Origin of the sequence: Rothia endophytica, from assembly GCF_039543885.1 — a bacterium.
Classification (GTDB): domain Bacteria; phylum Actinomycetota; class Actinomycetes; order Actinomycetales; family Micrococcaceae; genus Rothia; species Rothia endophytica.
Genome location: NZ_BAABKP010000001.1, coordinates 126424 through 138914, shown reverse-complemented (window position 1 = coordinate 138914; position 12491 = coordinate 126424). Strand labels below are relative to the sequence as shown.

Annotated in this window: 11 protein-coding genes and 3 tRNA genes; 7 read left to right on the top strand and 7 right to left on the bottom strand. The window is 57.5% G+C overall.

Going from position 1 to position 12491, the window contains the following annotated elements; genetic code table 11:
• Nucleotides 1–20 precede the first annotated feature (20 nt).
• Nucleotides 21–962, bottom strand: coding sequence for a carbohydrate kinase family protein (locus ABD982_RS00635; RefSeq protein ID WP_251379554.1), 942 nt, complete (start codon nt 960–962; stop codon nt 21–23).
• 217 nt (nt 963–1179) lie between these two features.
• Here ABD982_RS00635 and ABD982_RS00630 point away from each other — a divergent pair, with 217 nt between their 5' ends.
• A complete protein-coding gene (locus tag ABD982_RS00630) occupies nt 1180–2625 on the top strand; it encodes a glyceraldehyde-3-phosphate dehydrogenase (protein WP_345443397.1) in 1446 nt (481 codons plus the stop codon).
• A gap of 237 nt (nt 2626–2862) precedes the next feature.
• Here the strand turns inward: ABD982_RS00630 and ABD982_RS00625 are convergent, their stop codons facing one another.
• Complete coding sequence (locus tag ABD982_RS00625) at nt 2863–3924, bottom strand: 3-hydroxyisobutyryl-CoA hydrolase (RefSeq protein WP_345443394.1); 1062 nt, start codon at nt 3922–3924, stop codon at nt 2863–2865.
• 97 nt (nt 3925–4021) lie between these two features.
• Between ABD982_RS00625 and ABD982_RS00620 the strand changes: the two genes are divergently transcribed.
• Complete coding sequence (locus ABD982_RS00620) at nt 4022–4825, top strand: exodeoxyribonuclease III (protein ID WP_251379557.1); 804 nt, start codon at nt 4022–4024, stop codon at nt 4823–4825.
• 110 nt (nt 4826–4935) lie between these two features.
• Here the strand turns inward: ABD982_RS00620 and ABD982_RS00615 are convergent.
• The 4 genes from ABD982_RS00615 to ABD982_RS00600 all read right to left on the bottom strand — a co-directional run bounded on the left by ABD982_RS00615 (nt 4936) and on the right by ABD982_RS00600 (nt 6664).
• Nucleotides 4936–5008: transfer RNA gene (locus ABD982_RS00615), tRNA-Phe, on the bottom strand.
• A 61-nt stretch (nt 5009–5069) separates the two neighbouring features.
• Nucleotides 5070–5143 (bottom strand) — tRNA-Asp (locus ABD982_RS00610).
• Between the two features lie 51 nt (nt 5144–5194).
• Nucleotides 5195–5267: transfer RNA gene (locus tag ABD982_RS00605), tRNA-Glu, on the bottom strand.
• Between the two features lie 383 nt (nt 5268–5650).
• Nucleotides 5651–6664: a universal stress protein gene (locus ABD982_RS00600; protein ID WP_345443390.1), complete on the bottom strand. Its 1014-nt coding sequence runs from the start codon at nt 6662–6664 to the stop codon at nt 5651–5653.
• A gap of 256 nt (nt 6665–6920) precedes the next feature.
• Between ABD982_RS00600 and ABD982_RS00595 the strand changes: the two genes are divergently transcribed.
• The gene (locus tag ABD982_RS00595) at nt 6921–8243 is read left to right on the top strand and encodes a D-arabinono-1,4-lactone oxidase (protein WP_345443387.1); all 1323 of its coding nucleotides are present in this window, start codon (nt 6921–6923) and stop codon (nt 8241–8243) included.
• Nucleotides 8244–8454: 211 nt separating this feature from the next.
• Here ABD982_RS00595 and ABD982_RS00590 read toward each other — a convergent pair whose 3' ends face one another.
• The gene (locus tag ABD982_RS00590; protein ID WP_345443384.1) at nt 8455–9855 is read right to left on the bottom strand and encodes an FAD-dependent oxidoreductase; all 1401 of its coding nucleotides are present in this window, start codon (nt 9853–9855) and stop codon (nt 8455–8457) included.
• 441 nt (nt 9856–10296) lie between these two features.
• Between ABD982_RS00590 and ABD982_RS00585 the strand changes: the two genes are divergently transcribed.
• From ABD982_RS00585 to ABD982_RS00570, 4 genes are all read left to right on the top strand, one after another.
• Nucleotides 10297–10437 carry a hypothetical protein gene (locus tag ABD982_RS00585; protein ID WP_345443381.1) on the top strand — a complete coding sequence of 47 codons (141 nt, stop codon included), beginning with the start codon at nt 10297–10299 and terminating at the stop codon, nt 10435–10437.
• A gap of 96 nt (nt 10438–10533) precedes the next feature.
• Nucleotides 10534–10665 (top strand): hypothetical protein, encoded by a 132-nt coding sequence (locus ABD982_RS00580; protein WP_345443378.1) that lies wholly within the window; start codon nt 10534–10536, stop codon nt 10663–10665.
• A 3-nt stretch (nt 10666–10668) separates the two neighbouring features.
• Nucleotides 10669–11823 carry a sensor histidine kinase gene (locus ABD982_RS00575; RefSeq protein ID WP_345443375.1) on the top strand — a complete coding sequence of 385 codons (1155 nt, stop codon included), beginning with the start codon at nt 10669–10671 and terminating at the stop codon, nt 11821–11823.
• 11 nt (nt 11824–11834) lie between these two features.
• A complete protein-coding gene (locus ABD982_RS00570) occupies nt 11835–12485 on the top strand; it encodes a response regulator (protein WP_345443372.1) in 651 nt (216 codons plus the stop codon).
• Nucleotides 12486–12491 lie beyond the last annotated feature (6 nt).

Here is a 12491-nt window from a genome sequence, read left to right as displayed (position 1 = left end):
AGCCTCCTCGTCTTGTGGGATTATGAGCGCGCGAGAGTCGCTTCGAGCTCTTCGCGGGTGGGTGGGTTAGCGCCGGGGCGTGAAACGGTGATACCAGCTGCGGTAGCAGCGAAGGTGAGAATCTCTTTGAGTTCATCCTTGCTCATCAACTGCAAAGTAGCGCGAGCGCCCCTACCTTCGATGCCGCGATCCAGTAGAGCTGCTAGCAGGGCTGCCATGAGGGAGTCGCCGGCACCCACGGTATCAGCGACCTCAACCCGGTAGGCAGGCATGGCTACACCAGCGGGGCTAGTTTTTTGGGTAATCGCCCAGGGGCCCAGTTCACCGCGAGTAACTACCACCAAGGAGGCACCCAATTCCAGCCATGCCTTGGCTGACTCTTCGAGAGAGCGCTGGGGGTAGAGCCAGAGTAGGTCCTCATCTGATGCCTTGACAACGTCCGAGTAGCGCACGATGCTTTCGGCCCACGTGCGCGCTACCGAGGCGTCAGGGACGATGGTGGGTCGGCAGTTGGGGTCATAAGAAATGAGTGCGTTGGCAGATGCTTTGCGCACGGTTTCCAATACAGCGCTGGCACCGGGTTCTAGCATGGCGCCGATAGACCCAACGTGCACTGCGGTAGCTCCCGCGGCGACGTCCGCCAGTTTCTCGGCGGCACCGTCCAGTGACCAGTCGATGTCGAACTTGTAGTCAGCTGCGCCGTCCGCACCGATAGTGGCCTGGGCGACCGAGGTCTTCTTCTCGTCCGCACCCACCGGCAGGTGCACGCCCGAAGCACGCAGATGCTCGTCAATGAGCGTGCCGTGATCGTCCTTGCCGTAGCGGCCAATAAACTGCGCATCGTGGCCGAGGCGGGCTAAGCCCACGGCTACATTCATGGGGGATCCGCCGGGGTGCGCGGCAGTTTCGGCACCGGGGCGCTGGACAACATCTACGAGGGCTTCGCCAATGACAGTAAGCATGAGCACAATTTTACCGTGTGATCGCGCTCGCGTATAACGTTCACGTCACAAACTGCACACGGTGGCGTAGAAACTATACACTGTCTTTGTAGTGCTCTTGGCGCCCTCCTCCTGCAAAGGGGTCGAGCTACCGCTAAGAGTTCAAGCACCCCAGTCAGCGCACTGTAGCGCATAACCGATAAGCTCAACGACGATGCTTATCGAGAGAGGTCACACCATGACTATTTCTGCAGACAACGCTCACGATCAGTGGCTCGCTTCTGAAGCTGAAGCTGAGACCATGATTCCGATGATCGGCAAACTCAACCGCGAGAACAACGTGGTGGTTTCCATTCACGGGCATACACTGATTAACAAGTCTGTCATTCAGATTCTGAAGGCTCACCGTTTTGCCCGTCAGATTGACGATGTTGAGCTTGATCCTGCTGATTCCCTGTCAGTTCTGCAGATTGTTCAGGGCTTTAACCTGGGCGCTTGCTCACTCGATCTTGCAGCTCTCTGGCGCAAGTTTGAGAAATCCGGTGACAGTGACCTTGAAGCCTGGCTGCGCGGCGAGTTAGCTCCCGTCATCGACCAAAAGGGCGACATCAAGGGCACTTCCCACGACGTCGTGCTCTACGGCTTCGGCCGTATCGGCCGCCTACTGGCCCGCATCCTGCTCGAACGCTCAGCCGGTGCCGGCCCCAAACTACGCGCCGTCGTCGTGCGCAAGAACTCCGATAAGGACCTCTACAAGCGCGCCTCCCTATTACGCCGCGACTCCGTACACGGCGCTTTCAAAGGCACCATCCGCGTGGACGAAGAGAACAGCACCATCATCGCTAACGGCACCCCCATCCGCTTCATCTACGCCTCAGACCCCAGCGATATCGACTACACCGCCTACGGCATCGATAACGCCATCATCGTCGATAACACGGGGCGCTGGCGCGATAAGGATGCTCTCTCACAGCACCTGAAGGCAACCGGCGCAGCTCGTGTTCTGCTGACCGCACCGGGTAAGGGCGTCAAGAACATCGTCTGCGGTGTCAACGACCAGCTCATCGACGAGCACGACACCGTGCTCTCAGCTGCCAGCTGCACCACCAACGCCATTACCCCCGTTCTGGCTGTGATGGACGAGGTCTTCGGCGTGATCCGCGGCCATGTTGAAACCGTTCACTCCTTCACCAACGACCAGAACCTCATTGACAACTTCCACAAGGGCGACCGCCGCGGCCGCTCCGCAGCCCTCAACATGGTCATCACCGAGACCGGCGCTGCCAAAGCTGTCTCTAAGGCTCTGCCCCAGTTAGAAGGCAAGCTAACCGGCAACGCTATCCGCGTCCCCACCCCGGATGTCTCCATGGCAATCCTCAACCTACAGCTCGAAAAGCCCGTAGGCTCCAAGGACGAACTCAACGACCTGCTACGTGATCGCTCCCTGCACTCATCCCTACGCCGTCAGATCGACTACACCGACTCTCATGAGGTCGTCTCCACCGACTTCGTAGGTTCCCGTGCTGCCGGCGTCGTTGATGGTCTAGCAACCATCACCTCAGGTGATACCAACGCCATCCTCTACGTCTGGTACGACAACGAGTTCGGCTACTCCTGCCAGGTCATCCGCGTGCTGGAAACCATGGTCGGCGGCAAGCTGAAGAGCTTCCCCGTCAGCCAGTAAAACTCTCAAGAGAAAGCCCGCCCCCCGGTGACAAACCGGGGGGCGGGCTTTTCTGCCCTGTCTACAGCTACTTACCTGAGTGCTGGGGGGTGGCTGTGCGCCAGCTGGCCGGGTGACGTGAATTGGGGCGCGCCCCGCGCGCCAAGAGGGGCAGCCTGCTTCTGCGATTGTTTCGGGCGGGTAGTAGCGCGCGCCCCGCGCGCCAAGAGGGGCAGCTGGCACACAGTGCCCCATCGCTCAGATCGAACGTAGCTCCAACGGGCCTGATTCCGGATCTTCAAAGAAGGCAAGGACACTGGCCTCATCCACCTCTTCCAGGGTGGCAGGCTGCCAAGCGGGCTGTCTGTCCTTATCAATGACCTGCGCCCTAATGCCCTCACGCATATCGTGGCCGGCAGCCGAGTTGAGGGTCACTGCGTAGTCCTGATTCAGCGTCAGGTTCAGTGTCTGGTCCGCTGCCCGGCGGGTAGCCTCTAGCGCCACCTTCATGCCGGTGGGACTATTATGGCGCAGGGCTGCCAGTACCTCGTGCACCAGCGGGCCCTCGTCCGCCCCTGCCACTGCCTGGCGTTCAACCTCAGCCACAATCTTCTCCACGGTAGTTTCTGAGAAGGCCCTCTCAATCCAGTCCGCGTTTTCTTCTAGACGTGAGGGCCCGGCGTCCACAGTGAAACCCTGGATGCAGCGCTCAACGTTCTCAGCCGCATCCACCTTGCTCAGTGCCTCTGCCAGATCATTGAGACGCTCAAAGGGGACATAGTAGTCTGCAAGTCCCACCGCTAGGGCATCTGCGCCGGAGGCATGCAGGCCGGTGAGTGCCATAGCGTAACCTAGCTTACGGGGGCTGCGGGAAAGGATGTGCAAAGCGCCCACATCGGGGCTGAAACCGATGATAGTTTCGGGCATCCCCACCCGGCTGCGCTCGGTAACCACCCGGTAGGCAGCGTGTGCTGAAATTCCGACGCCGCCTCCCAGCACCAAACCGTCCATGAAGCTCACCAGTGGCTTGGGATAACGGGAAAGGCGCAGGTTCATGGTGTACTCAAAACCCATGAACTCAGGCATGCGCTCCGGTTCGTAGTAAATTGACTTCACATCTCCACCGGCGCAAAGGCCGCGATCCCCTGCACCGGTCATCAGTACCGTGGTCACACTGTCATCAGCTTCAAACTCGGTGAGCAACTGGTCTACCAGCTGCATCATGTCTAAATTCAGCGCGTTTACCGCACGCGGGCGGTTGAGCGTAATGACGCCCAGGCTTCCTTGCCTGCTACCCAGCACCAGTTTCTCGTCGGTCATTTGCCCTCCATATGTTCAAAAGGTTATGCACATCACAGCCTACCGCTTACGGGTAGGGGTCACTAGCCTGCCAGGGCGCACTGTTAGGGTTAAAGTCATGAAAATTGCTACCTGGAACGTCAACTCCATTCGCGCCCGTGCCGACCGCATTGAAGACTGGCTCGACAAAACCGAGGTGGACGTCCTCGCTCTCCAAGAAACAAAGGCGACCGACGAAACCTTCCCCTACGAAATCTTTGAATACTCCGGCTACGAAGTCGCCCACTTTGGCATCTCCCAGTGGAACGGCGTGGCCATCGCCTCCCGCGTAGGTCTTGAGGACGTAGAGCGTACCTTCCCTTCCCAGCCCCCCTTCGGCAAGCCCGGCGAAGAACCCGTTCAAGAGGCCCGAGCCATTGGCGCCACGTGCAACGGAGTGCGTGTGTGGAGCCTCTATGTGCCCAACGGCCGTGGCATTGAAGACCCCCATATGAGCTACAAGTTGGACTGGCTTTCCGCCCTCCACAAGGACACCAGCGGCTGGCTTAAAGCCGACCCAGGAGCCCAGCTTGCCCTGGTGGGTGACTGGAACATCGCCCCGCTAGACCAGGATGTGTGGGATATCGACTTCTTTAGGGAAAACCAGATGACCCACGTAACCGCACCCGAACGCGCGGCTTTCAACGCCTTCCTGGAAGAACCCCTCAACCTGGTAGACGCGGTGCGTCCGCTCACCGACGAGCCCTATACCTACTGGGACTACACCAAGGGCCGTTTTTCAAAGAATGAGGGCATGCGCATCGACTTCCAACTGCTCTCCCCTGCTCTGGCCCAGCGCGTCGTTGCTGCACAGATTGACCGGGAAGAACGTGAAGGTGCGGGAGCCTCTGACCACACCCCCGTCATCATCGAGATTGCCTAATCTTTTAATAGCTAAAGAAGAAGCCGCCCCGCACCAAAGAACTGGTGCGGGGCGGCTTACTTTTAAAATAAAAATCCACCCTCATGTAGAAGCCTAGAGAGTGGATTTCGTGGCTCCGACCGGCGTCGATCCGGTGACCTTACGATTTTCAGTCGCACGCTCTACCAACTGAGCTACAGAGCCAGGCATACCCTTAGATATGCCACAACCGCGTCTTCTCTTACGAGAACTTACGCGGTCGGAGCGACCCCGACGGGACTTGAACCCGCGACCTCCGGCGTGACAGGCCGGCGCGCTAACCAACTGCGCTACGGGGCCATAGCTAGAAATTTCTTTCCAACTTGGCCGTGAAATCCGAAGATTTCACTGTACCCCCAACGGGATTTGAACCCGTGTTACCGCCGTGAAAGGGCGGCGTCCTAGGCCGCTAGACGATAGGGGCTAGTTCGCATGAACTCCGGACTTCTCAGCCCGTCGCTCGAACAAGTAATACACTACGCGACTTCAAAACAGCGCGCAAATCAAAAAACCGGGAATTACTCAAAATCTGCTCCAAAATACGTAACCCAGACCACCAAAAAGGGGTTACCCACCCCAACATCATCAAAGAAATCACTAGTCAGGGGGTTTTTTTAAGGAAGATTTTAGGCAAGAAAAAAATTCTAGATTTTTTTAAAAAAGACGGCAGAACATCATCGTCGAAGCCAAACCATATTGAATCTTGAGCTTCGGCGCGATGCCCTGCCGTCTGCAGCTTAGTACCAGCCTACCCTTCCCCGGGTCTAGAGACCAGAGAAAGAGTAAGAAGGTTTTAGGGCTAGGTGCTTAGCCCCAGGTGACTTCCGCACTGGGCGCGGTTTCGACACGTGGGTCTTCAAGCTGGGGAACAATCATGACCGGAACCTGGGTGTTGTGCAGGATGCCCTGAGAGGTTGAGCCTAGAAGCATGCCGGCAATTCCGCCGCGTCCACGGGTACCAACCACAATCATGTCGGCGTTCTTGCCAGCTTCAAGCAATACCTGAACGGGAGAACCGTCAATTAGCTTGAACTCGATTTCTAGGTTGGGGAAGTAGCCGCGAATCCACTCGGCAGCCTTGCGCTGCAGGTCGGCAATCTCGCGGTAGAGTGCCTCAAAGTCAACTGCGGCAGGCACCCAGTTTAGTGCACCGGTGTAAGGGGCCAACGCGTTGACCAGGGTGAGCTTAACGCCGCGGCGGTCAGCCTCATCAGCCGCCTGCATCATAGCGATACGGGCTTCTTCTGAACCGTCAGAACCAACCACTACTGAATTTCCGCCGCCCAGCAGGGAGGCGTCTTTTTCAATCTTTTCAGCGTAGGACTGAGGCACAGCCACCGTGGCACAGTGAGAATGCGCAGGGAGAGAGGTGGATACGGTGCCCAGCAACCGCCCAATAAAGCCGCCGTGTGAGCGGGAGCCGACGACCATCAGCTCAGCTTTCTTGGAAAGTTCTAGCAGAACCGCAGTAGCATCGCCGGTTTCAACGGTGGCGCGCAGTTCAACGCTGGTTTCACCGATACGGGAGCGCGCCTCATCAAGAATCTGCGCCACACCGTCAGTGAGTGCCTTCTCATCGATCATGGAGTAGCCGGCGTCAAAGCCTGTGCCGGTGAAGACAGGGAGAGAGTAAGCGGTTACCATGCGCACAGGAACCTTACGTACCTCAGCCTCGTGTACTGCCCAGCGCAGAGCACCGTAGCTCTGCTCTGAACCATCAATACCTACGATGATTTCACCCTGAGCGCCAGCGAGCTGCGAGTGGTCGCCCCGGTTTGCTACAGCTTCTTCGCCGAAGGTGCGGAGTTCGCGGTCGGTCATGGTTTTCCCCTTACTATCTAGGTGAGAACCCCGTGGCATGCAGTGGCCGAATCTCCGGCGCAACCGCCGGGGTCTTTATCTTAAGTCTAGTGCCTGCACTCACAGTTTAGGGGCTTATTTCGCATGATAGTCGCAAGATATTGTGAACCTACAACAAACTGCGGCCCCTCATTTTTTGCGCGGCAATGTGCCAGCGGTTACCCATCCCTCAGTGAGATAATAAGAGTAATGACCAATTCCACGAAATGAGGGCACAATGACTGATAAGGCATGGAGCACCTGGTCACACCAGCACAGCACCACCCCCACTGACTTACTAGCACCGCGTTCTGCCCTTGAACTAGCAGCTCAGGTACAGGACGCAGCGGCGTCAGGTCAGCGCGTCAAGGTAGTAGGGCGAGGTCGAAGTGCCTCAGCTGTAGCCCAACCCAATGGCCAGCATCTAACCCTGGACTACCTCACGGGCCTGGTGAACGTCGACCCGCAGAACCTCACCGCTACCTTTCTAGCAGGAACCACCGTCCGCGATGCCAATAAGGCGCTGGGCTACTACAACCTGGCTTTTACCAACCTGGGCAGGCTCGATGAACAAACCCTGGCAGGGGCGATTTCCACCGGCTTTCACGGCACCGGACTGGGCTACGGTGTTTTTGCTAGCCAGGTCAAAGAGCTGAGCATGGTTGATGCCACCGGCCAAGCACTCACCTGCTCAGAAAGCCAAAACCCCGAAATCTTCAGGGCAGCTCTCTGCGGACTAGGCGCTCTGGGCATCATCACCCACCTCACCTTTAAAGTAGTGCCCCAGTTCCGACTGCACGCCGCCGAACGCGGGCACCGCTATAGCACCATCGTCCCTGCCTTTATTGAGCGTGCCCGAGGGGCCGACCACTATGAATTCAGCTGGTTCCCTGGGTCCCAAGAGGTGCGCACCCGCCGTCTCACTCGCCTGCCCCTACTCACCGACGGCTATATGCCCGCCGGCGCGGCACTGAGCCAGGCACGGCGCTACGGCGGCGATCACTTCCTCAATAACGGTATTTTCTCGGCTCTTAGCTACGCAGGGCAGAAACTCCCCGCCGCTCAACCTACGCTCAATAAAATTTCTAATTGGGGCAAGGGCAACCGCCGTTACGCAGACTACTCAGCCAGGGTTTTCACGGTGGCTCGCACCATCCCCCAAAACAATATGGAATACGCTTTCGATGTTGAGCAGTTTGATGAAGTCATGGCAGATCTCTACACCCACCTGAACGGTTCACTGGGTGAGAGTAGCTACCCGCTGGTGGTGCGCACCGCTGCCGCTGATGAGATTCCCCTGTCCCAGGCCTACGGGCGCGAAACCTTCTACATTTCGGCACGCCAGTACTGGCGTCGCCCCCACACTGAATATTTCACGGCACTCGAAAATATCTTTAAGGCGCACGGGGGCAGACCGCACTGGGGGCAGTTCCACACCCAGGACGCCGCCGCCCTGGGAGAGCTCTACCCACTCTTTGAGGACTTCACGAGCCTACGCGAGGAGCTGGACCCGGCAGGCACCTTCCTTAACCCCTACCTTGAGAAAGTACTTCTCAGCTAACGGACTGGCACTTACCACGGCATTAGACGGAACAAACTTATAGCCCGCCTGCTGGCTGGATGAAGCACACTTTTCCGAGCTCGCGAGGAAAGAAAAAGTGTGCGGAATCAGCCGAGCTCGCGAGGCTGGGCGTGAATCGCTCTTGTGAGCGAAGCGAACCAGGCGAGAGGGTCAGCAGCGGGCTATAGGTTTGTGAAGTTTAAGAAGGGCTTTAGCCGCGGGACACCTTAATCATTTCCTCGCGGTCTACCACCTTCACGCGGGCACGGGGCTCACCGGCGGCGTCCTTGGATTGGGCACCCAGTGCCTTTTCGTGCTCGTCCAGCTTCTGCCACCCTTCCCAGGTCGTGTATTTAATACCCTTAGCATCCATGTGGGCGTTGATGGAATCAACCTCGGGCTGCGCTGCGGTGTAGAGATCCGGGCGATCCTCGAGCAGGTGGGTAATGGTTTCCAGCGCGTCTGACTTGGTGGAGCCGATGAGGCCAACGGGGCCGCGCTTGATCCAGCCGGTGGCGTAGAGGCCGGGCACGGGCACACTGGAGTCATCGATGACGCGACCTTCAGCGTTGGTGACAACGCCGCGTTCAACGTCGAAACCAACCTCGGGCAGCTCGGTGCCGAAGTAACCGATGGCGCGGTAGACGGCCTGCACGGGGTAGTCGATGAACTCGCCAGTGCCTTCTACACCGCCGTTGCCGTTGAGAGCGGTGCGTTCCATCTTGATGCCGGTGACCTTACCGTCTTCGCCCATGATTTCTGCGGGTGACTGCAGGAAGTGCAGGTGCAGACGGCGAGAGGCGGTCTGCTCGGTTTCCTTCTGCTCTTCACGCCACTTATTAAGAGTCTTCATCATGACCTTGACCTGGCTGTTAGTGGTCATGGTTTCTTCGGAGGCTTCATCGAACTGGAAGTCCTCGTCATAGAGCACAATATCGACGTCGCGGGAGTGGGCCAGTTCGCGCAGTTCTAGGGGGGTGAACTTAATCTGGGCGGGGCCGCGGCGGCCAAAGACGTGAACATCGGTCACGGGTGAAGCCTTGAGACCCTCGTAGACGTTGGAAGGGATTTCGGTGACCAGCAAGTCGTCGGCATGCTTGGAGAGCACGCGGGCGACATCCAGCGCTACGTTGCCGTTACCCAGCACGGCGATTTCCTTGGCGTTCAGGGGCCATTCGCGGGGGTAGTCGGGGTGGCCGTCGTACCAGGAGACGAAGTCTGAGGCGCCGTAGGACCCATCCAGTTCAACGCCAGGAATGTCCAAGGAGGCATCCTTGATGGCGCCGGTGGCGAAAATGATGGCGTCATAGTGCTCTTTGAGCTCAGCCAGGGTGATGTCGGTGCCGTACTCTACGTTGCCGAAGAATCGGATGTCGCCGCGGTCCAGTACCTGGTGCAGAGCGTTGACGATGCCTTTGATACGGGGGTGGTCGGGGGCTACACCGTAGCGGATCAGGCCGAAGGGTGCGGGGTAGCGGTCAAAGATGTCGATGGCTACGGGAACATCACCATTTTTGACTTCTTCACTTTTGGTGAGGATGTCGGCGGCGTAGATACCGGCAGGGCCAGCACCGATGATGGCGACGCGCAGGGCGCGGGGTGCTTGAGACACGAGAGATTCCTTTCAGCGCCGGACGCTGGTAAGCGTGGTGACCGGCTGAGGACGTTTGTACACAGATGGTCACCACTTTACCGCCGGGCGCTGATGAGGCTTACCTTATCGGCTGATAATTACCTCTACAGTCATGTAGGTTAATATAGGTTAATAACCGAGTTAATATAGGTAATAACCGAGTAGAGCGCAGTGCTACGGGCGCCTACCCCAGAAGGGGGGCAGACGCCCGCTTGTCAGTCTCAAACCTCATTTCCTCATGAAGAAATTCTCAGCAAGGGTGGTTTACAGACTTTATTTTGCTCACACAGATTGTGCTAATTGAGACAACACAACCTCAGAATTTTTTCCAGAAACAGTCAGCTCCAGCCGTATACCTTCATCACTAGGACTAAGACTAAGGACATACATCGACTCCTCCCCCAGCTCTTCAATATTAAGTTGATTCTGACAGATCTGGTTGAGCTCTTGGATGCTGCCGCTGACTCCATGAGAGGCACCATTCAAGTCGAGCTTATGATGGATAGCCGCACCCAGCTGCTGGTGATGGCAGGGCACCATAACTTCCCGGTACTGGACTAGACCAGAGACTGACATGACCCCTTGAGCCTACCGACTGAGGGCACCTATAGTTGAGCTAAGCCCACAAGATTTTCCTCGTGAAAAGGACATCAGACCATGAAGCAGCTCCTTGCCGTTCTTCTTATCTCTGCCAGCACCACTCTAGGTGTAGGTACCTACCAGACCATCACTCACATGGACAGCACTCCGCAGGGAGTCTGCCAGTTCCTCCCCTTCATCTGTCGCTAGCAGATGCGACAAACCCTGCAGCGAGTTTTTGCCCTTAAATTTCGTGCGCCCTCTCTGCTGGTCAAAAGAATCAGTCTGGGCATCGGTCTCTTCTTCGCTGTCGTTGAAATCCTGAGCTGGTTTATCAACGGCAGTGTGGGTGGGTTGGTTCAGGCGCTCACCCCCGCTCTTTACCTCACCTGGGGTGTGCTCATCTACCGTGGTAAAAGCTACGCGGTGCCCTTCTTCGCCCTCTGCTTTACCCTGTGGTTTATCAGCGACTCATCGCATCAGACCCCCTTTGCCCTCTACGCGCTCTTCATCTGCATCATCCATTCCTCAGCGGCGCAGAATATTTTCAACCTTCTGGTACTCACCCTGATAGCAGTAGATGACTACCGCCTCAACAGCCCAGATATGCTGTCCTACATTCCTCTCATGTTCTGCATCTTCTTGATCCTCCCTTTGGCCGTGCGTCTGCACTGGGAGGGACGGCTACGATCCGAAACTGCCCTGGCTACCTACCGCGAGCGCGTCGCCGAAGCCAACCGGGAGCTAGCGCGGGAACTGCACGATACCGTTGCCCGGCACATCAGCGTCATTAACCTCAACGCCCACAGCGCCCTGCAACAGGCTGAGATGACCGGTAAGGACGCCGCGCTGACTGCTATCACCACCAGCTCAGACCGGGCGCTGACCGATGTTCGTGCTCTCATTCAGACCGCTAGAGATGACCAGAGCCTTAGCGGAGCTCCCCAGCTGCCGGCAGCAAACGTGCCGCCGCTGGGTGATGCCCTACACTTCGAGCTAGAAAATCTGCGGTCTAAGGGGTTGATGGTGAAGGCAGATATTGAATACAGTTCCAGCGATGTACCCGAAGGTCTGCGCCCCACCGTCTATAAAATCATCAAAGAGCTTGCTTTTAACGCCAGCAAGTATGCTCAGCCCGGCACAGAAATTGACCTTCAGGTCAGCCCCAATCTCACGGGCATCACCATTAGGACCAGTAACCTGGTGAAGACCGGTACACCGCAGAAAAAGGCTAACCCGGGCGAACCTGGAACCGGCTTTGGGCTGGTTGGTATTGAAGAACGCATCCGCCGGCTGGGTGGCACGATGAGCTACGGCGCCGTGGCTGACCGTTGGGACCTGACCATTCACCTTCCCATCCCCCTGTAAAGGATATAACTGTGCAGACTATTAGGGTGGCCATCGTTGATGATGTGCCCGAAATCCGTGAGGTTCTCAATCTCTATGTTGAGAGCTTGAGCGGCCTTGAGCTGGTGGGCGAAGCGATCAACGGGGCTGAAGCGCTTGAACTGGTAGCTCGCACTGAGCCAGATGTGGTGCTCATGGATCTGCAAATGCCCGTTTTGGATGGCATTGAGGCGACCGTTGCCCTGCGAGAGAGCTACCCAGAGTTAACCATTATTGCTCTGACTACCTTCGTTGATCACTACTACGTGACGGGGGCGCTGAAGGCTGGGGTTCACGGCTATCTGCTGAAGAACTCAAGCCCCAGCCAGGTTGATACTGCCATCAGGGCGGCCCTTGAGGGCCGCACCCTGATTGACCGGCGCGCACTTGCTTCGTTGGTTGCCTCCATGAACGCGGCGGACTACCCCCAAGGGGACCCCTGGGCGCAGCTCAGCGAGGATGAGCAGACCATCGTGAAGCTGGTTTGCTGGGGTAAAACGGATCAAGAAATCGCGGATCAGCTTGACTCTTCGCTCCCTAGCATGAAGAACCAGCTCAGCTCCATTTACAGCATCTTGGGTATCAATACCCGCCTGCAGATACTGGTGGAGGCAGGGCGCTATAACTTCCCTATCTTCGACTAGCCCGAG